19 protein-coding genes are annotated in these 18,587 nt (G+C 64.7%); 7 read left to right on the top strand and 12 right to left on the bottom strand.

Annotated elements, in window-relative coordinates:
• Positions 1-70: 70 nt before the first annotated feature.
• The gene (gene gluQRS, locus J7E83_RS16380) at positions 71-949 is read right to left on the bottom strand and encodes a tRNA glutamyl-Q(34) synthetase GluQRS (RefSeq protein ID WP_214964350.1); all 879 of its coding nucleotides are present in this window, start codon (positions 947-949) and stop codon (positions 71-73) included.
• A gap of 324 nt (positions 950-1,273) precedes the next feature.
• Here gluQRS and J7E83_RS16375 point away from each other — a divergent pair, with 324 nt between their 5' ends.
• The 3 genes from J7E83_RS16375 (at position 1,274) to J7E83_RS16365 (ending at position 4,039) form a co-directional block, all read left to right on the top strand.
• Entirely contained in the window at positions 1,274-1,741 is a 468-nt protein-coding gene (locus J7E83_RS16375; RefSeq protein ID WP_214964348.1) for an Lrp/AsnC family transcriptional regulator, read from the top strand.
• A gap of 112 nt (positions 1,742-1,853) precedes the next feature.
• On the top strand, positions 1,854-3,359 hold the full coding sequence (locus tag J7E83_RS16370; RefSeq protein ID WP_214964341.1) for a WXG100 family type VII secretion target: 1,506 nt from the start codon (positions 1,854-1,856) through the stop codon (positions 3,357-3,359).
• A gap of 14 nt (positions 3,360-3,373) precedes the next feature.
• Positions 3,374-4,039 (top strand): hypothetical protein, encoded by a 666-nt coding sequence (locus tag J7E83_RS16365; protein WP_214964339.1) that lies wholly within the window; start codon positions 3,374-3,376, stop codon positions 4,037-4,039.
• Positions 4,040-4,061: 22 nt separating this feature from the next.
• On the opposite strand, the gene J7E83_RS16360 is transcribed toward J7E83_RS16365, so the two are convergent.
• Positions 4,062-4,517 (bottom strand): Lrp/AsnC family transcriptional regulator, encoded by a 456-nt coding sequence (locus J7E83_RS16360; protein WP_214964336.1) that lies wholly within the window; start codon positions 4,515-4,517, stop codon positions 4,062-4,064.
• Between the two features lie 104 nt (positions 4,518-4,621).
• Here J7E83_RS16360 and J7E83_RS16355 point away from each other — a divergent pair, with 104 nt between their 5' ends.
• On the top strand, positions 4,622-5,263 hold the full coding sequence (locus J7E83_RS16355; protein WP_214964334.1) for a LysE family translocator: 642 nt from the start codon (positions 4,622-4,624) through the stop codon (positions 5,261-5,263).
• Positions 5,264-5,305: 42 nt separating this feature from the next.
• On the opposite strand, the gene J7E83_RS16350 is transcribed toward J7E83_RS16355, so the two are convergent.
• The 6 genes from J7E83_RS16350 to J7E83_RS16325 form a co-directional block, all read right to left on the bottom strand.
• Complete coding sequence (locus J7E83_RS16350) at positions 5,306-5,665, bottom strand: nuclear transport factor 2 family protein (protein ID WP_214964331.1); 360 nt, start codon at positions 5,663-5,665, stop codon at positions 5,306-5,308.
• A 76-nt stretch (positions 5,666-5,741) separates the two neighbouring features.
• Positions 5,742-6,707 carry a hypothetical protein gene (locus tag J7E83_RS16345; RefSeq protein ID WP_214964328.1) on the bottom strand — a complete coding sequence of 322 codons (966 nt, stop codon included), beginning with the start codon at positions 6,705-6,707 and terminating at the stop codon, positions 5,742-5,744.
• A gap of 9 nt (positions 6,708-6,716) precedes the next feature.
• Positions 6,717-7,217: a DUF456 domain-containing protein gene (locus J7E83_RS16340; RefSeq protein WP_214964326.1), complete on the bottom strand. Its 501-nt coding sequence runs from the start codon at positions 7,215-7,217 to the stop codon at positions 6,717-6,719.
• A gap of 114 nt (positions 7,218-7,331) precedes the next feature.
• A complete protein-coding gene (locus J7E83_RS16335; RefSeq protein WP_214964316.1) occupies positions 7,332-8,531 on the bottom strand; it encodes an NADP-dependent malic enzyme in 1,200 nt (399 codons plus the stop codon).
• A gap of 288 nt (positions 8,532-8,819) precedes the next feature.
• A complete protein-coding gene (locus J7E83_RS16330) occupies positions 8,820-9,428 on the bottom strand; it encodes a TetR/AcrR family transcriptional regulator (protein WP_214964479.1) in 609 nt (202 codons plus the stop codon).
• 101 nt (positions 9,429-9,529) lie between these two features.
• Positions 9,530-10,846: an MFS transporter gene (locus J7E83_RS16325; protein WP_214964313.1), complete on the bottom strand. Its 1,317-nt coding sequence runs from the start codon at positions 10,844-10,846 to the stop codon at positions 9,530-9,532.
• Positions 10,847-10,973: 127 nt separating this feature from the next.
• Here J7E83_RS16325 and rraA point away from each other — a divergent pair, with 127 nt between their 5' ends.
• From rraA to J7E83_RS16310, 3 genes are all read left to right on the top strand, one after another.
• On the top strand, positions 10,974-11,471 hold the full coding sequence (rraA, locus tag J7E83_RS16320) for a ribonuclease E activity regulator RraA (RefSeq protein ID WP_214964310.1): 498 nt from the start codon (positions 10,974-10,976) through the stop codon (positions 11,469-11,471).
• A gap of 109 nt (positions 11,472-11,580) precedes the next feature.
• Positions 11,581-13,233, top strand: a complete 1,653-nt coding sequence (locus tag J7E83_RS16315) for an MDR family MFS transporter (protein ID WP_214964308.1) — start codon at positions 11,581-11,583, stop codon at positions 13,231-13,233.
• A gap of 280 nt (positions 13,234-13,513) precedes the next feature.
• Positions 13,514-14,953, top strand: coding sequence for a sugar porter family MFS transporter (locus J7E83_RS16310; protein ID WP_214964306.1), 1,440 nt, complete (start codon positions 13,514-13,516; stop codon positions 14,951-14,953).
• A 57-nt stretch (positions 14,954-15,010) separates the two neighbouring features.
• On the opposite strand, the gene J7E83_RS16305 is transcribed toward J7E83_RS16310, so the two are convergent.
• From J7E83_RS16305 to J7E83_RS16290, 4 genes are all read right to left on the bottom strand, one after another.
• Entirely contained in the window at positions 15,011-16,237 is a 1,227-nt protein-coding gene (locus J7E83_RS16305; protein WP_214964304.1) for an MFS transporter, read from the bottom strand.
• A gap of 28 nt (positions 16,238-16,265) precedes the next feature.
• On the bottom strand, positions 16,266-16,715 hold the full coding sequence (locus J7E83_RS16300) for a MarR family winged helix-turn-helix transcriptional regulator (RefSeq protein WP_214964302.1): 450 nt from the start codon (positions 16,713-16,715) through the stop codon (positions 16,266-16,268).
• Positions 16,716-16,756: 41 nt separating this feature from the next.
• A complete protein-coding gene (locus J7E83_RS16295) occupies positions 16,757-17,245 on the bottom strand; it encodes a GNAT family N-acetyltransferase (protein WP_214964477.1) in 489 nt (162 codons plus the stop codon).
• A gap of 287 nt (positions 17,246-17,532) precedes the next feature.
• Entirely contained in the window at positions 17,533-18,318 is a 786-nt protein-coding gene (locus J7E83_RS16290) for a hypothetical protein (RefSeq protein WP_214964300.1), read from the bottom strand.
• Positions 18,319-18,587 lie beyond the last annotated feature (269 nt).

Genomic DNA, 18,587 nt, shown 5'->3' with positions numbered 1-18,587 from the left:
GACGCCGGAAGCTTCGTCAACATCAGTTGACACCGGAGGCTGGTGATGGCTACTTCGGGCGCCTCCGCGGCTACACTTCCTGCCATATCCATGGATTCCGGGGAAGCACCGCGGGGTCAAATACTGAGAGCGCCTGCGCCAAGGTTCCGGCCGGCAGCCCCAGGGAGCCCAGCAGGTCCCTCACCCCATCCGCCGAAAGCCCCTTCAGTGCCAGGTCGCCGAGCGTAACGGCACCGTCCCGCTTGGCCAGCCGGACGCCGTCGCGATTCACAACGAGCGGAACATGGGCGTACTCCGGCACGGGCACCCCCAACAGTGAGCAGAGGTGTGCCTGCCGGGGCGCGGATGGCAGAAGGTCGTCCCCGCGGACCACTTGGTCGACGCCCTGTGCGGCGTCATCCACCACCACCGCCAGATTGTACGCCGCGACGCCGTCGTTGCGGCGCAGCACAAAGTCGTCCACCACTCCGGTGAACTCCCCGTGCAGCACGTCCCGCACCGTGTTTACGGGGACCGAGGACCGGAGGCGGACAGCGGCGGGCCGGGTGGACCGTTTGAACTCCAGCTCGGCCGGTTCCAGGTTCCGGCAGGTGCCCGGATAGGCGCCCTGCGGCGCATGCGGAGCGGACGGCGCCTCCTGGATCTCCCTGCGGGTGCAGAAGCATTCGTAGGTCAGGCCCGCGGCCGCCAGGCGGCTGATCGCTTCGGCATACACATCACCACGGTCCGTCTGGCGGACGACGGCGCCGTCCCAGGTCACGCCGACGGCCGCCAGATCGCGGAGCTGCCCGGCCTCCGCTCCCGCACGCGCCCGGTCCAGGTCCTCCACGCGCAGCAGGAAGTCCCGGCCCGTAGAGCGGGCAAACAGCCAGGCGAGAATCGCCGTTCGAAGGTTGCCCACATGCAGATCACCGGAAGGGCTGGGGGCGAAGCGGCCGGCTGCGGTCATGAAACAACCCTATGCGGACACGGCAACACACAAGAGCCCCTCAGCTACCGATGACTTCGGGGAATCCGACGTCGGTAGCTCAGGGGCTCTTGCCGTGGTTGCGGAGTGACGATGCGTGAACAAGTGTCAGTCAGCGGGGCGGCCTCCTTGCGGGAAGCGGAATCCAGGAGCCGGGTGGTGTGCCGGGAAACCTGTAGCCTGCGGGCGGCGGCGGTAGCCTTTGCCCTTGTTGCCACTATTTGAACAGAGGCCCTACAGTAGGCACAACCGGCACGGCTTTGATTGATCAGTCCGACTACTCTGTGCCGCATTCATCGACAGGAAATGATCAGATTGCACGAACTGGACGCCACGGACAAGCGGATCCTCAAGGCCCTGGACGAGGACCCGCGCGTACCCATCATGGTACTGGCCCAGCGGCTGGGCCTGGCGCGCGGCACGGTGCAGTCGCGCCTGGAGCGGATGACGACGTCGGGCGCCCTGCGTCCGAACAGCAGCCGGGTGCTTCCCTCCGCGCTGGGACGCGGAGTGGCAGCCGCAGTGAGCGCCGAACTGGACCAGAGCCACCTCAACGAAGCCATCGCCTCCCTCCGTGAAATCCCGGAGGTCCTCGAATGCCACGCCCCCGCGGGCGACACCGACCTCCTGATCCGCGTCGTCGCCAGCAGCCCGGACGATCTCTACCGCGTCTCCGAGGAGATCCGACTCTGCCCGGGGATCGTCCGCACGTCCACGAGCATGTTCCTGCGCGAGGTGATCCCCTACCGGACCACGGGGCTCCTGGAGGGCTGAGCCCCTGGCCATGAAGGCGGTCCGCCTCCGGGCCCGCACCGGGGAGCTCTCCCCATCGCGCCCGCAGCACCAGCACCGCTAGGCTGGCACGGGAATTCATTCAGGGGGGAACATGGCGGGGAACTTTTATGGCGCAGACGTGGAACAGCTGCGCCGGCTCGCAAAGGATCTGGCGGGCGGAGCCAACAGCCTCAACCTGCTCAGTCAGCAGCTCAGCAGCAGGATCAGCACCAGCCCTTGGAAAGGGCACGACGGCGACCGGTTCCGCAGCGATTGGACCTCGGCACATCTGAAGGTGCTGAAGTCGGCGTCGGCAGGACTGGAATCGGCATCCAAGGCACTGCTCGCCAACGCGGACGAGCAGGACAAGGCCAGCAACAGCGGCGGTGCGGGAGGTGCCGGCCTGGGCGGACCCGGTGGCGCCGGTTCCGGTGGCACAGAATCCGGTGGCGGGACGGTCCAGGAGCTGACCGACACGCTGAACGGAATGACCGCTGAGGAGCGCCAGGAGTACCTGAACAGCGACGAATTCAAGCAGTGGGCCCTGGCGAATCCCGAGGCAGCGAAGGCGGCCATGGACGCCGCCGCGGACTCGGGCCTGATCGACAAGAAATCCCCGGGGTACGCTGACTTCCTGAGCGCCTACTGGAACCAGCAGGCCATGCTGGAGATGGGCATCGACCTGTCCGACTGGGATACGTCCAAGGGCACTGAATACAACTGGGAGACCATCAAGAAGGTCTACGACTTCTACGGTCAGGCCTACCTCTCCAACCCGGATCTTCAGTGGGCTGGAATGGCCAACATGATCGGCCCCTCCTTCGCCGGAGGCTTCAAGGACATGGCCATGATGCGTGATCTCGCCCAGCAGATCGCGGACAACCCAGCCTCGGACATCCCGCTGCCTGTCATTGACCAGATGGAGCAGCTCGCCGGAATGACGGATGAAGAGATCCGCTACTACGAAACCAGCATGCTGGACATGAACAAGGAAATCTTCCTCGACCAGGCCCGGCAGCACGAGGCGTACATGAACGGCGGCATCGAGGAAATCAACCGGCTGCGGGATTCCGGCGCCATCGACCCCCAGACTGCCAAAGCGTGGACCCAGATCGATTCCGGCGATCCCGCCGAGGTCCAGAAAGGCAACACAGCGCTGCTTTACCGCGAGCAGAACGAGATCATTGCTGACGACTACGACAACATGCGCAGCCACCCCGGCGGCGAGGCCGTGACTTACATGGTGACCCTGGCCGGCGAGCCCTCCATCCCCGGGGCCAAAAGCTACCCCGAGGTGTTCCCGTATACGTTCAGCGTGGAAAGCCCCGGCCCGGAAAACATCCCCTTTACCAGCTGGGACAATCCCAGCCAGTTCCGTACGGACTTCACCACGGGGTTCCCGGCCGGCAACATCGCGGATGCGGACCAGCGTTGGGCCCTCATCAGCCAGGACACCCTGCCGGCATACCAAAACCTGCTGGCTAACGATCCCGCCCGCGCCCAGGAGATCATCGGCTCCGACTTCAATGACCGCGTGGAGCAGTACCGCCCCACCAACAACATTCCAGGGATCATGGACCGCTTCGTCAGCGGCTTCGACGCTGAGGTACACCAGTGAGGCGTCGTCCGCCAGTGGCCGCCGCTCTTGTAGCCTCGGCGGGGCGCGCAAGGTACCGGACCGCCGTCGTCCTGCTTGTCCTGCCCGCGCTGGCAGGCAGCCTTGCGCTCACCGCCTGCCAGCCGGCCGCGCCCACGCCCACCAACTCAACCTCCCAGGGGAGCCCAGTGAACACTTCCGAATTCTCCACCCTAGACGCCGCCGGAGTGGACCAGATCCGTGAAACCAAGTCCGCACGGCTGGACATGGGCTCAGGCACACTGCAGAAGGCCGCCGTACGCGTGACCGAGGACAGCTACGGGCCCGAAATCAACACTATGGACTCCGGCAAGATCGAACTCACCATCGTGGGGCCCGCCGGGGAGGTCAGCGGCGAAACGGACAGAATCCGCTTCAACACCACCGAACTAGAGACGGACTTCAGCGAGATCACCTACTTCCTCACGGCAGACTCCGCCGAGGAGTATTTTGACCTCATCCGGGACGGTGTGGCACGGTACGGCATCGATGCAGGATCAGCCGAACGCTGGATCAGCACCGCCACCAAGAAACCCGACTTCAAGAGCGACTTCTCCCTCACCTCCGGGACGGCCACGGGGCTGGAAGTGAACTATGACCTCCGGTACGACGGCGGTAAGGACACCCAGGTGATCATCGTCCACGTCGCACCGCTCAGCTGACGCTGCACGACGTGCGGCCCGCCTACACCGGCGGCCCGGCGTTCGATTTCAGGTTTTTCATCACCAAGGTGGACGTGAGCCGTTCGACGCCGGGCAGCGACGTAAGCTCGGCGTCGTAGAAACGCTGATAGGCCGGCAGGTCCTCGGCGATCACCTTCAGCAGGTAGTCCGGGGACCCGAACAGCCGCTGGGCCTCCACGATGTTGGGATTGTCCGCCACCCGGTTCTCGAAGATCTCCATAGTGGGCCGGTCCACCTGGCGCAGCGTCACGAACACGATCGCCTCGAACCCGAGCCCCACGGCAGCCGGATCGATGTCAGCTTTGTAGCCGCGGATCACCCCGGAAGACTCAAGGTCACGCAGCCTGCGGTGGCACGGCGCAACAGTCAGCCCCACCTCCGCCGCGAGTGCCGTGGCAGTCATCCGCCCATCCTCCTTGAGGTGACGCAAAATATTCCTGTCAATGTGGTCGATCACGCAATAACCTTACCCAAGCGACCGCCTGTTGAGCGAAAAAGGGGAGCACTTATGGCTTCGAGATCCATAGGATTTGTCCTGTAGCCACTGACAGGAGCCCCGCCATGAACCCCCAGCTGTTTTTCGCCTTTGTGCTGTTGGCGGGAGCCCTCGCGTGCACGCCCGGCGTGGACTGGGCGTACTCCATTACCGCCGGCCTGCGGCAGCGCAGCTTCATACCTGCCGTGGCCGGCCTGTGCGGAGGTTACGTCCTGCATACCCTGCTGATGGTGGCGGGCCTGGCAGCGCTGCTGGCCGGAATGCCTGACATCCTCGGCTGGATCACCGTGGCCGGAGCCGCTTACCTGCTCTGGCTGGGCATCAGCACCCTGCGTTCCTGGCGCGTAGCCTCCTTCAGCGCGGCAGACGCCGTCGGGAGCCCCGCCTCCAACCAGCTGCGCACCTTCCTCCAAGGGATGGGCACCAGCGGCATCAACCCCAAAGGGCTGCTGTTCTACGTAGCCCTGGTCCTCCAGTTCGTCAGCCCGGAAGCACCCCTGCCCGTACCCGTGCAGTCGGGGCTCCTGGGCCTGACGTTTGTGCTGCTCGCCGCGATCGTCTACACCTGCGTGGCGCTCCTGGCCCGCAAGCTCCTGCAGTCCCGGCCCGGAGCGGCGCGGAAGGTCACACTTGCCAGCGGCGTCATCATGGTGGGCCTGGGCGTGGTGCTCCTGTCCGAACAGCTGGTTCCGCTGTTCGTCTCCTAGAGTGTCCGCCTCCCGGTGCACCCTGCCTGGCCCGAACCAGGCTCAGACCTTCCGCTCCATGAACCATTCCGTGAATTCCGTGACCCGTCCGTCCGGCGCCAGGCGGATGACCCAGAGGTTGTCATAGCTGGGCCGGTCGCCCAGGTAATGCGTGAAGCCCTGCACAAAGGCCAGGTCACCGTCAGCGCCGAGCTGCGTCCATTCGAAGATCCATTCTTCGGGCTCGTCCCTTGCCGCAAGCCAGCCGTCCACAATCTGCTCACGCCCCCTCCAGGGGTCCTTGTCATTGGGACGGGTGGCGTAGACCGCGTCCTCGGTGAACAGTGCCCTGATATCTTCAGGCCGGTTGGTGGTCCACGCGGCGATGTACTTTTCCATCCAGGACCGGACTGCGTCGCTCATTTGTCCGTTGTACTCCGAGTCGGTTCAGCCCACAAGGGCACGCGGCCTAGGCGAGCGGGAGAGCAACCGTTTCTTTTCAGTCCCCGCCCAGCTGCTTCCAGTCCTGCTCCCAGAGCCTGCGCTCCTCCACGTCCTTGCGGATGACTTCAAATGTTTCGAGCTCCGCAGGCCTCCCGCGGAGCCAGCCCAACGGATTGAGGGACTTGCGGCCATTGTCAAAGACCAGCAAAGCACTGTCCGTCAGTGCGTCATTGCGCAGCATCAAATCCGTCTTGCGCCGGCGGAGTACTTCCTTTAGCGTCTCCTGCGCCCTTGAGTGGCCGCCGAGCCGCCTCAGCGAGCGTGCCCGGACCAGCAGCAGTGCCGCGGAGAGATCATCAGAGTTGAGCAGGCCATCTGTCCAGATCACCACTTCCCTGTCCCTGCCAAGCGAGTGTGCCACGGCGCAGCGGGCCAAAGCACTGGGCAACGACGGCGGCAGCGCAGCCAGTGCCTCAAGCGCGGCTTCCGTCTGGCCCGTCTCCCGCAGCGAGTGCGCCAGGGCCAGGAAGACAGACTCCTCGCCGAAGAGCACGGGGACCTCGATCCTTTCCGCGAGCTCCACCCGGGTGACCACGCGGCTGAGGTAGGTGGACGCATACTGGTTGGCGTCGTCGTCGTTCCTGGTTGACAGGCCGCGCTGCAGGAGTTCGGAGGCACGAAGGTAGCTCCGGTGCTTGTACGCCAGCAGTCCTGCCATGATGTAGCAGAGGCCAGCCCACCCCGGGTGAGCCCGGCCAACGGTGATCAGCCGCTCCGGTTCCCTGCTGGTGAAGATGGCACCGTGGACGGCCTTGGCCGCTTTACCCGGCAGGCGCTTCAGCCTGGGGACGTCGCCGTCCACGGAAATCAGCGCCGCATCACGCCCGCCCAGGACTCCGTGAATGAGCCCGCCCACGCCGTCGGCAAGTTCGCGGACCGGCGTCCTGAGATGGGCGTGCCCGAACGGCGTCAGGTCCCGGGTATCCCGGTAGATCGGCGCTGCTGCATCCCCCGCGGTCATTTCTCCATGCTACGTGGCCACGGAGACCCAGAGGCCAATCACCCATGTGCTCGCCGCCAGGCAGGCCAGGCCGAATTCCACGAGCATGCCGAGCCCGGTGGCCTTCAGGGCGGCCCAGCTCGATGCGGTAGCCGTCCCGAGGTTCCGGGTCCGGAGGAACTCACTGAGCAGGAGGCCGGCGGCAAAACCCACGAAGAGCCCCACCACGGGAATGATGAACATCCCCGCCACGCCGGCCACCACGCCGATTACGACGCTCCGGTTGGGGATCCTGTGCTGCTTGAGCTTGCGTCCTGTCAGCACGGCACTGGCTGCCATGCCCGCCAGCACGAACACGAGGCCGATCCCGAACACCACCCAGCCTGCAGTTCCGGCGCCGCCCCAGATGGCCCAAGCGAGCAGGCTGAGCCCGATCAGGATGCTGCCGGGGAGGACTGGAATGACAGTATCGGCCACGCCCACCAGGATCCCCAGGCCACACAAGATGGTCACTACCGTTTCGGAATTCATGACTCCCAGCTTATGGTGGCAGCCCTGTTCAGCGGCTTAACCTCCGACGGCAGCGCCTCCCCAGCACGGGAGGCGCCGCCGTCGAAATCTATGACCAGCGGGCAACTGGGGAGGCTACTCTGCTTCCACCGCAGCGGCGACGGCCGCCGTTACCGCAGGCGCCACGCGCGGGTCCAGCGGACTGGGCACGATGTAGTCCGCGGAGAGGTCCGCTTCCGCGAGCTCGGCGATGGCGCGGGCGGCGGCAAGCTTCATAGCGGGCGTGATCCGGCGCGCTCCGGCGTCCAACGCGCCGCGGAAGATCCCGGGGAACGCCAGCACATTGTTGATCTGGTTGGGGAAGTCACTGCGTCCGGTGGCAACCACGGCAGCGTACTTGGCTGCCACCTCGGGCAGGACTTCGGGGCCCGGGTTGGAGAGGGCGAACACGATGGAGCTGTGGTTCATCAGCTTCAGGTGCTCCTCGTCCAGCTTTGAGGAGGAAACGCCCACAAAGACGTCGGCGCCTAGGAGGGCCTCGCCAGGGCCACCGCTGATGCCGCGCGGGTTGCTGCGCTCCGCCATCTGGGCCTTCTTGCTGGCTGCGTCGGCGGCGATGTCTGCACGCTCGCGGTTGATGACGCCCTTCGAATCGAGCAGGATGACGTCCTGGATGCCGGCGGTGAGGAAGATTTCGGCGACGGCGATGCCAGCGGCGCCCGCACCGGAGACGACCACGCGAAGGCCCTCGAGGTCGCGGCCGGTCACCTTGGCCGCGTTGGTGAGGGCGGCAAGGGCCACGACCGCGGTGCCGTGCTGGTCATCGTGCATCACCGGGCAGTCCAGGGCCTCGATGAGCTTTTCCTCCAGCTCGAAGCAGCGCGGGGCGGAGATGTCCTCAAGGTTCACTGCGCCGAAGCTGGGGCGCAGCCGGACCAGGGTTTCCACGATCTCGTCGACATCGGTGGTGTCCAGGACCAGCGGGATGGAGTCCAAATCGCCGAAGGTCTTGAACAGTGCGGACTTGCCCTCCATGACGGGGAGCGAGGCGCTGGCTCCGATGTTGCCAAGTCCCAGCACGGCGGTGCCGTCGCTGACGACGACCACCAGGCGCTGGGCCCAGGTGAGGGTGCGGGCGAGTTCAGGTTTGTTGTGGATCGCGCGGCTGACCTCGGCCACGCCCGGGGTGTAGGCGATGGAAAGATCGCGCTTGTTGGACAGCGGGACCGTGCTGGAGATCGAGAGCTTGCCGCCCTGGTGGGCGTCGAAGATCTCCGCTTCGGTCAGCGCGGTGGCTGCGGAATTGTCAATGGATGCGATTGCGTCAATGGACACGTCTTTGTCTCCTGGGGCTAGCCGTGGGCGCACGGCGCATGAGGGCTCAAGCACATGGAGGCTCAAGTAGTGGATCGGCGCTTCGCAGGACCCAGGGGTGGCGGGCCCGGTGTGAAGTCGCAGCAGGTGCGGTCTGCCAACCACTCCGGTTCTGCAATGGTAGCCAGAGGCTGCGGGCCCGAAATGACAGTGGCGCCGCAAACGCGGCGCCAAAACGTTTAGTCGGGCGCTTTTGTGATCCGGATCATGCCAATAAGACGGATTTAAGGCCCTATTGGTCTAGACCAGCTACACGTTTTGATGCAGGGAGCGGGTGTCCGATTTGGCCGGAACCACGAGCGCGCAGGCCTTTTTCAGGTCTTCCTCCGCCTCGAACAGGGACAAACGCCGGTTGCGGACAGACTGGACCAGACCAGTGACCGTCAACAGCAGGACCCGGGCCGCCGTAGCGTCGTTGCAGGCCGAGGCCACAGCCTTCTCGCCCAGCGCGTCGATCTCGCGCAGCAGGGCTGTGGTGTCGTGGTCTTTGAGATAGACGCCGCGGCTGAGGCACTGCTCGACGGCGGGCTGCATCACCCTCATGTGGAAGATCTCCATCACCACCCCGGCAAGGGCCCGGCCACGGAAGCGAGCGGCCGCGTTGCGGGCTGCGGCATGCAGCTCATCCAGCTGGTGGCGGTACAGGGCCAGCATCAGATGCGTGGGCGAGGGAAAGTATCTGTAAAGCGTCCCCAGCGGAACGTCGGCCTTCGCCGCAACCTCGGACAGCTCCACAGAGTCAAGCCCTTTGCGGGCGGACCCTGCGGCGGCCTCAAGAATCCTGGCATAACGCAACTGCTGCCGCGGAGCAGAGGGGCGGGCGGCCATGGGCGGATGGTCTGAAAGGGTCTCGGGCATCGGCATTCCGGGGTTGTTTTTCATGTGCGGCGGCCAGGCGAACCCCAATCCCGTTCCGCCTGCAATCCGGTCCAACTATACGCCACGCTTTCGTGGCGTAATTAGTCAACTCCCTTGATTTTGACCACGAACACGGCACCCAGCAAGCCGATAACCGCGGCTGCCACATACAACGCGACGTAGCCTCCCCACAGCCTCACAAAGGGAAAGGCGATGAGCGGCGCAAGGACCTGCGGCAGGGAATTGGCAACGTTGATGACCCCCAGATCCTTACCGCGGTCGAGCGCGGTGGGCAGCACCTGGGTAATCAGCGCAAAGTCCACGGCCAGGTACGCACCGAAGCCGATGCCCAGGACAGAGGCTCCCGTGATGGCCCCCGCCCAAGTAGGCGCAAACGCCAGGATCAGCGAAGCCACTGCGATGGTCACCGACGACGCAATCACCAGCGGCTTGCGTTTGCCCATGCGGTCACTCAACGGGCCACCGATGACGCTGGTGACAATCACCATCACGGCATAGAGACCGGTAAGGATCAGCACGCCGAACTCCGGCTCGATCCCCTGCGTCTCCTTCAGGTGCACGGCATCCGTCAGGAAGAACAGCAGGTACAGCGTCACCATGTGGTTGCCGACGTTCACCAGCAGCCGTGTCAACCACGCCCAGGCGAAATCGGGATAGAGTGCCGGCGAAATCCAGAACCCCCTGGCAAAGGCCGCGAGGCTCAGTGGCGTACGCATCGCGGCTGGCAGGGGGAGGTCGTCGCTCTCAAAGAAATAGAGTACGACGCCGGCGAGAAGCGCGGCGGCACATAGCCAGTACCCGACGGCGAAATTTCCGCTGACGACGGCGGCAATCACCGCTCCGGCCAGGATTCCCACCGTTTGGCCCATGGCAGCCAAGCCGCCCACCGTGCCGCGCTGCGGGACCGGCACCCGGTCAGGGATGGCAGCCGTGATGGCCGCATAGGCACCGTTGCACCCGGCCTGGACGACGCACCACAGAAGCGCCATGACGGCCACGTTGGGAGCACCGGCCAACGCAATCAGGGCTGCGGCCCCCAGGACCGCACCGAAGAGAACCCACGGCACGCGCCGTCCAAGCCGGGACGTGGTGCGGTCGCTGAAGGCCCCGAACAACGGATTGGCCACGAGGGACACTGCTGCTCCGGCACCCGTGACCAGCGCCAGGATGGCCTCTTTGTCGTCTTCGCTGAAGTGGGCGGCCTGCTGGCCCAGAAGCACTTGGATGGGCCCGAAGAACGCGGCATTGATGCCCAGGTTGACCAGCACCACGCCGCTGATCCACAGAGGGCGGACACGCTGCGTTGGCTCCGTCAGCGCCGCCGTCGCGCTCGCTGCCGCTGGGCTGCCGGAAGCAGCGGGGTTTGGCACTGCTCCGGGCATGTCGGACAGGCTCATGGCTGGCTCCCCCAAAGAACGGTTGATGGATCTGAGAATCAGACTATCGTGGGCATCACCGCAGCGCTCGTACGGCGTATCGCCAGGGGCGCATAGCCCTCGAAGCACCATCCACCTAGGAGGACCCATGACTGCAGCCGCCGAAAGCCCATCCAGCTCCGTCGTCAACACCGCCGACCTCTACGATGAGCGCGGCGAAGATCTGGCATCCGTGTCGCTCCAGTTCCAGTCCTTGGGTGGCCACACGCATTTCAGCGGCCCGGCCCGCACTATCCGCTGCTTCCAGGACAACGCATTGGTAAAGGCCACTCTGGCGACCCCGGGCAACGGTGCAGTGCTCATAGTGGACGGCGCCGGCTCGCTGGGCACGGCCCTCATGGGGGACATGATTGCCGAAAGCGCCGTGGCAAACGGCTGGGCCGGCGTCGTGATTTACGGAGCTATCCGGGACCGGGAAGCGATTGCGCGGCTGGAGCTGGGGGTCAAGGCCCTCGGCAGCAACCCGCGCAAGAGCGCCAAGACCGGCGCGGGCGAGGTGGACGTGGACGTGCAAATCGCGGACGTGACAATCCGGCCCGGCGCCATGGTCTGGTGCGACACCGACGGCATCCTCGTGGAGCGCTGATCCGGAGCCCAGGGAAATTTCTGGCGGCCGGGGAACAAATTGGGAAGTAACATAGTTACTGAAAGCAACTATCAAGCTTAATTCCCCCTTTCTTCCCGTTGGAGCAGTCATGTCCAAAGCCACCGCTGTGCGAGCCGCCGGCGAAACCCTGACCCAGCGTCAGATCATCACCGTGATGGTGGGACTCATGCTTGGCATGTTCCTGGCATCCCTGGACCAGACCATCGTGTCCACGTCCATCTACACCATCGCCAACGACCTGGACGGGTTGTCGCTCCAGGCCTGGGCCACCACCGCCTACCTCATCACCTCCACCGTCAGCACGCCGCTCTACGGGAAGCTGAGCGACATCTTCGGCCGGCGCCCGCTTTACCTGACGGCCATCCTGATTTTCCTGATCGGCTCCCTGTACGCAGGTTCGGTGCATTCCATGACCGAACTGGCCATCGCCCGCGGCGTCCAGGGCCTCGGCGCCGGCGGCCTGCTGGCACTCGCGCTGACCATCATCGGCGACATCGTCTCGCTGAAGGACCGGGCCAAGTTCCAGGGCTATTTCATGTCCGTGTTCGGCATCTCCTCGGTGCTGGGTCCAGTGGTGGGCGGCGCCTTCGCCGGATCAGCCAACATCCTGGGTTTCGACGGCTGGCGCTGGGTCTTCTTCATCAACCTCCCCATCGGCCTGGCCGCGCTGACCGTCGTGTTTATCTTCCTGCACCTGCCCGCGAAGCATGTGAAACAGAAAATCGACTATTGGGGTGCCGCAGCCATCACCCTGGCCATCGTGCCCCTTCTCCTGGTGGCTGAACAGGGCCGGAGCTGGGGCTGGACATCCTTGGACTCGTTCCTCTGCTACGGCCTTGGCGTGGTGGGCATCATCTGGTTCCTGCTGGCTGAAAAGCGCGCCGGGGATTACGCCCTGATCCCGCTGCGGCTCTTCGGGAACGTTACCTTTGGCCTGTCCTCGCTGCTGAACTTCATCATCGGCATCGGCATGTTCGGCGCCATCGCCATGCTGCCCATGTACCTGCAGCTGGTCAAGGGACTCACCCCCACCCAGGCTGGCCTGATGATGATCACCTTCACCGTGGGCATCCTCACCGGCTCCATCACCGCGGGCCGCACCATCTCGGCGTCCGGGACCTACCGGATCTTCCCCATCATGGGTACGGCCATACTGACGGCCTCCGCCCTGGTCATGGGGTTCTCACTGGGTGTAGATACCGGGCTGTGGGTGCCCGGCCTGATCGCTGTGTTCTTCGGTATGGGCTTGGGTTTCTGCATGCAGCCGCTCACCCTGGCCATGCAGGTTTCAGTCCCGCCGAAGGACATGGGCGTTGGAACCTCCTCGGCCGCGTTTTTCCGCTCCATGGGCGGCGCCGTGGGCACCGCCGTGTTCATTTCCCTGCTGTTCAGCCTGGCCGCGAACCGGATTGCCGACGGCATGAAATCGGCCATGCAGAACGCGGACTACCTGGCCGTCCTTAAAGATCCCGCAGTGGCCGCCGACCCCGCCAATGCCAAGCTCTACGAGTTCTTCCAGAACGGGGGGTCCAACGATTCCCTCAACGACACCAGCTGGCTGCACACCGCCAACAGCGCCCTCACCCGGCCCATCACCGAAGGTTTCGCCTATGCGATCGACACCGTGATGATCACCGCGGCTGTGCTGACCGGCATCGCGTTCCTCATCAGCTTCGCGCTGCCGAACAAGAAGCTCACGGACGCGAAGGCCGTCGCAAAAGACGCGGTGCCAGCTCACTGACTCTTGGTCCGGAGCAACGTCACGGCAGGCAGTCTTTTGGACTGCCTGCCGTTCCGCTTTCCGGGTGGGCAGGCTCGCCGTCCTCACAAGGCGGAACGTCCGACGGCGGTGCTCGGAACGTCCCGCCGTCGCCGCCTTCTGTTCGGGCGGGACCTTCCCAAGTGGAACGTCGCCCGGTGACGTGCCACACTGTTAGCGCGTGTGCGCCGGCCGTCTGGGCCGGCACCCGAGCCGATGACGTCCGCACCGCATCCACCCGACCCCAACCCCAGGGAGCACCATGTCCACCGCCAAGGAGCAGACAACCGCGAAGATCCCCCGGCGGGTGATCTGGCTGGCCCTTGCGGGAGCGGTGGGCGGTTTCCTGTTCGGGTTCGACTCCTCAGTGGTCAACGGCGCGGTGGACGCCATCAAAGAGGAATTCGCCCTGTCAGAGGCGGTCACGGGATTTGCCGTGGCCATCGCCCTCCTGGGTTGTGCAGCCGGGGCTTACCTCGCCGGAAAGGTCGCCGATCTCTACGGCCGCATCCCCGCCATGAAGCTGGGCGCGCTGCTGTTCCTCGTCAGCGCCATCGGTACGGGCTTCGCGTTCGGGATCTGGGACCTGATCTTCTGGCGCCTGGTAGGCGGCCTGGGCATCGGGCTTGCCTCGGTGATCGCCCCCGCGTACATCTCCGAGATTTCCCCGCGGCACGTGCGCGGACGCCTGGCTTCGCTGCAGCAGCTGGCCATCACCACGGGTATCTTCGCCGCGCTCCTCTCCGACGCCCTCTTTGCCACGGGAGCCGGCGGGGCCAACCAGGGTTTCTGGCTGGGCCTCGAAGCATGGCGCTGGATGTTCCTCGGCGCAGCCGTCCCTGCCGTGGTCTACGGCTGGATTGCTTACACCCTCCCCGAATCCCCCCGCTTCCTGGTGTTCCAGGGCAAGGAAGAGGAAGCCCGCAAGGTCTTTGACTCCATTGCCCCGGCCGAGGACACTGACCGGCACATCCGCGAAATCCAGGAAGCCATCGAAGAGGACAAGCTGGCTGGCCAGAAGGGATCCCTCCGCGGTAAGACTTTCGGCCTGCAAGCAGTGGTCTGGGTCGGAATTACCCTCTCCGTGCTTCAGCAGTTCGTGGGCATCAACGTGATTTTCTACTACTCCACGACCCTTTGGAAGGCCGTGGGATTCCAGGAAAAGGACTCGCTCAGCATCTCGGTGGCCACGTCCATCACCAACATCCTGGTGACCCTGGTAGCCATTGCACTCGTGGACCGCATCGGCCGCCGCCCCATTCTGCTGGCCGGCTCCATCGGCATGGCAGCCTCGTTGGGAACGATGGCGTTGGCCTTCTCGTCAGCGGTGGGATCAGGATCGGACATTTCCCTGCCTGGAGCCTGGGGTCCTGTTGCCTTGGTGGCCGCCAACATCTTTGTGGTCAGTTTCGGCGCATCCTGGGGCCCGCTCGTGTGGGTGCTGCTGGGCGAGATCTTCCCGTCACGGATACGTGCCCGCGCGCTTGGCCTGGCAGCAGCCGCGCAATGGGTGGCCAACTTCGCCATCACACTCAGCTTTCCCGTCATGGCCGCCGGTTCGCTGCCGCTGACGTACGCCTTGTACGCACTGTTCGCGGCGGCGTCGTTCTTCTTTGTGATGTTCAAGGTGCCGGAGACCAATGGGATGTCCCTGGAGCAGGCGGAGACGCTGTTCGTCCCCAAGGGTTCCGTAAAGATCTGACCCGTCGAAGACTCCGTTACGTTTAGCGGGCGGTCTGTACAGACCGCCCGCCTGCGTCTACACGACGTGCGGTTCGTGCGACTTCAGAGAGTTCCGGCCCGCGAACGCGACGCCGATGGCAACCATCATGGCCACGGCTCCGGCGAAAAACGGGATCTGGGGTCCGAAGTGCTCCCCGAGTTGTGCGGCGGCAAATGGCGCCAAGGCACCACCCATCCAGCGCACGAAGTTGTAGCCAGCAGAGGCAACAGGCCGCGGTGAGTCCGAAACGCCCATTGCGAGCTCCGTGTAGATCGTGTTGTTGACGCCCAGCAACGCTCCGGAGATCACCACCAGAACGACGACGGCGGGAACCGAGTGCCCGGCAGCCAGCCCCAGCCCGAACAGGTCCAGCATCAGGACAAAAAGTGTCCCGGTGAGGACCTTGGTGGCTCCGAAGCGGTTCTGCAGCACCGGCGCCACAAAGACGGAGAAGACCGCCACCGCGACACCCCAACCGAAGAACACTCCCCCGATGCCGTAGGCGTCCATGCCCAGAATGAACGGGGTAAAGGCCAGGATGGTGAAGAAGCCGTAGTTGTAGAACAACCCGCTGGCCGCGGTGGTCCGGAGCCCCTTGTGCCCGAGGGCCAGCAGCGGATCGCGGAGCCTCACCTTGCGTTCGGGCAGCGGAGTCTTGGGAAGCAGGGCGATCAGTGCAAGGAAGGCCGCAGCCATCAGGACCGCCGTCCCAGCGAAGGGCGCCCGCCACTGCCAGCCGCCGAGCAGGGCGCCGAGGAGCGGTCCGAGCGAAATACCGAGACCCAGCGCGGCCTCGTAGAGGATGATAGCGGTACCCGCCCCGCCGCTGGCCACCCCGACGATGACGGCCAGCGCGGTGGCGACAAAGAGGGCATTGCCTAGGCCCCACCCCGCGCGGAACGCCACTAATTCATTCACGCTGCCGGACAGGCCGGACAGCGAGGCAAAAACAACGATGACAGCGAGGCCGATCAGGAGGGTTTTCTTGCCGCCGATGCGCGACGAGGCAAAGCCCGTGACCAGCATGGCCACCGCCGTCACCAGGAAGTAACTCGTGAAGAGCAGGGAGACCTGGCTGGGGCTGGCCTCCAGGTTTTTTGCAATGGCGGGGAGGATGGGATCCACGAGCCCGATGCCCATGAACGCGAACACCGCCGCCAAGGCCGTAGCCCAGACCGCTTTGGGCTGCTTAAGGAGGGAAGCCTTTTCAGCCTGGAAGGTTGCTTCTGCTGCCGGCAGTGTTTCTGCGAGCTGGCCATTCATGGAAGATGCTCCTAAGGGAGGTGCTGGATCAGTTCTGAAAGGTGGTGTTGATCTTGTCGATGACAGGGAGGGCAGCTGCCAGGGCGCGACGATCCTGGTCGCTGAGGGAGCTGAGGATGCCCGCCATGACGGCATTGCGCCGCTCATTCGCAGAGTCGACGGCGGCCCGGCCTTCGGCTGTGAGGATCACGCGCACGGCTCGGGAGTCGTCCGGATCCGGCTCCCGCCGGGCGAGCCCTGCCCGCTCGAGTTTGATGATCTGCTCGGTCGCGCTGGGCACCTTGACGCCCAAATTCCTGGCAATCTCCCCGACCCGGATGCCGTCGTCAAGAAGCATCTTCAGCGTGCTGAGCTGGGCCGCACTGAGTTCGCCGTCGGCATCCAGGCGCCGGACCAGGTAAACGCCGTGGCGGAGGGCCTCGCGGAAATCGCGGGCGAGCGCCTGAAGCGCCCTGTTGTGCTGTTCGGAAGTATTCATCGTTAGGCAGCCTAACAGTTAGGCTACCTAACGGTCAAGAATCAGAGAAGGAGCTTCATTCCTTCGTGGCTAGCGTCAAAGCCCAGCCGCTCATAGAACCGGTGGGCATCCGTCCGCGTCTTGTGCGTGGTCAGCTGCATGAGAGTGCAACCGCGGCGCCTGGACTCGTCGATGGCCCACTGAACCATCAGATTGCCAATGCCCTGGCCGCGAAGGCTGCCGGCCACCCGGACGCCCTCGATCTGCGAGCGCCAGGAACCGCGCCGCGAGATGCCCGGCAGGAAAGTCAGCTGGAACGTCGCGACCACAGAACCGGAGTCCACGCTGGCCGGAACCAGTTCGCCGACAGCCAGAAGGTGGGAAGGATCGGCGTCGATCGCTTTAAACGCCTTTTCATAGGGAGCCAGATCCTCGCCGCTTTCGCGCGCGGCGCCGAGGGAGTCGTCCGCGAGCAGTCCCACAATGGCTGGCAGATCGGCCGGCGAAGCGTGCCGGAGGCGGAAGGTCCCGCCGTCGACGTCGGAGGTCATCAAAGGGGTGCGGGCAACTTGGTTCTGGGTCACTGAACCAGCATTCCACACCCCAGGACGGACGCCGCGGCACGGCCGGATCCGGTCAGAGGCGCAAGACCCTGAAACTGTTCTCGGGCTCAGAGCGGCGCGAACCAGAGAAGTGACCTTCATCAGCGGGGACCGTGTCCAGATCAGTGGTTACGGGGTTGATCTGAAGGCCGCCGCAAAACGCGGGTCGCTGGTCATGGCCAAGGTCCCTGCTGAAATGGACCTGCTACCGAGATTGAAAGCCACTTTCCAGTGAACTAAGCCAGTTTCACCCAGTTAGCTTCCGTCGGGTCGCCCCCGACCGTGCAGAACCAAAGGCTCGTGATCTCGATATCGCGTTGCTCCCGGTCTACCCAAACAGTCGTCAATAACTCCCCAGCGGTCGACTGTTTAAGGGACAGCGGGTTTTCGATGCGCAGCGGAACCAGGAGAAGTTGAGCCATTCGCCGCGATTCCAGGACGGCGCCCTGCTCTACCGGCGAGGAAGCTAACAGCCCTGGCCCTGCCTGCCCGGTCGCGTTCACGCCTGTTTGGCCATCGCCCAGCAACCCGGGGCCGGTGCTGGAGAGGCCGTGGACGCCAGGGCCCCCTCTGCCGAACACTCCGGGCCCGTTCGCGCCGTCCCCGCTGACACCTGTTTCGCCGCGTCCCAGCACCCCAGCCTTTTGAGCCGTTTCGAAGGCAACATCGCGGGGGGTGGCTTGTTCGTACCCAACGACACCGTTATGTCCGGAACCGAACACGCCGGCGGCTCCATCACCACCTACTCCCAGTAACCCTGCACCAACAGAACCCTCCAACGTCTTATCCCGCCCGGCCTGGTGCACATACCCAACCGCGCCGTTGAGTCCTTGAGCGATGACGCCGTTGCCAGCCGGAATGGTACCAATGGCCCCACCCGTTGGGAAGGACACCGTGCCCTTGGCGTGAATACCATCCACGCCGTGGGACGTTCCCACCAGGACCTTGTCATCCTTAGTGGACACGTGCAGCACGAAATCTTCGACGTATCCGCCCGGTGCGTTCTCGCCATTGCTGGCCAAAAGAAGCGTTCGCTCCTCGCTAACGTTTGTCCTCCCCACCACCATGTCATCGCCAGATTCATCCGCCACTAGCCATCAAACACCTCGCATGTTCAGGGCCGGACGGATGACCGCAACGCGGAAACCCCCAAACCAACCGGCCAATAGACCGTCATTGTGCGCCCGCCTGCCAACACAGCACAAGCACCCGCACGTCCTTCTAGCCGGTTCAATCAAGCGTCAGCCGTCTCAAAGCCGCCGCCCGTGGCCATGAGGACGGCACACATGAC

It is taken from the genome of Arthrobacter sp. ISL-48 (assembly GCF_018613805.1).
Classification (GTDB): domain Bacteria; phylum Actinomycetota; class Actinomycetes; order Actinomycetales; family Micrococcaceae; genus Arthrobacter.
This window is presented reverse-complemented; position numbering and strand designations above follow the sequence as displayed.

Coding starts and splice junctions, on each gene's coding strand:
- gluQRS (WP_214964350.1), bottom strand. CDS start 949: ATGACCGCAGCCGGCCGCTTCGCCCCCAGCCCTTCCGGTGATCTGCAT.
- J7E83_RS16375 (WP_214964348.1), top strand. CDS start 1,274: ATGATCAGATTGCACGAACTGGACGCCACGGACAAGCGGATCCTCAAG.
- J7E83_RS16370 (WP_214964341.1), top strand. CDS start 1,854: ATGGCGGGGAACTTTTATGGCGCAGACGTGGAACAGCTGCGCCGGCTC.
- J7E83_RS16355 (WP_214964334.1), top strand. CDS start 4,622: ATGAACCCCCAGCTGTTTTTCGCCTTTGTGCTGTTGGCGGGAGCCCTC.
- J7E83_RS16350 (WP_214964331.1), bottom strand. CDS start 5,665: ATGAGCGACGCAGTCCGGTCCTGGATGGAAAAGTACATCGCCGCGTGG.
- J7E83_RS16345 (WP_214964328.1), bottom strand. CDS start 6,707: ATGACCGCGGGGGATGCAGCAGCGCCGATCTACCGGGATACCCGGGAC.
- J7E83_RS16340 (WP_214964326.1), bottom strand. CDS start 7,217: ATGAATTCCGAAACGGTAGTGACCATCTTGTGTGGCCTGGGGATCCTG.
- J7E83_RS16330 (WP_214964479.1), bottom strand. CDS start 9,428: ATGCCCGAGACCCTTTCAGACCATCCGCCCATGGCCGCCCGCCCCTCT.
- J7E83_RS16325 (WP_214964313.1), bottom strand. CDS start 10,846: ATGAGCCTGTCCGACATGCCCGGAGCAGTGCCAAACCCCGCTGCTTCC.
- rraA (WP_214964310.1), top strand. CDS start 10,974: ATGACTGCAGCCGCCGAAAGCCCATCCAGCTCCGTCGTCAACACCGCC.
- J7E83_RS16315 (WP_214964308.1), top strand. CDS start 11,581: ATGTCCAAAGCCACCGCTGTGCGAGCCGCCGGCGAAACCCTGACCCAG.
- J7E83_RS16310 (WP_214964306.1), top strand. CDS start 13,514: ATGTCCACCGCCAAGGAGCAGACAACCGCGAAGATCCCCCGGCGGGTG.
- J7E83_RS16305 (WP_214964304.1), bottom strand. CDS start 16,237: ATGAATGGCCAGCTCGCAGAAACACTGCCGGCAGCAGAAGCAACCTTC.
- J7E83_RS16300 (WP_214964302.1), bottom strand. CDS start 16,715: ATGAATACTTCCGAACAGCACAACAGGGCGCTTCAGGCGCTCGCCCGC.
- J7E83_RS16295 (WP_214964477.1), bottom strand. CDS start 17,245: ATGACCTCCGACGTCGACGGCGGGACCTTCCGCCTCCGGCACGCTTCG.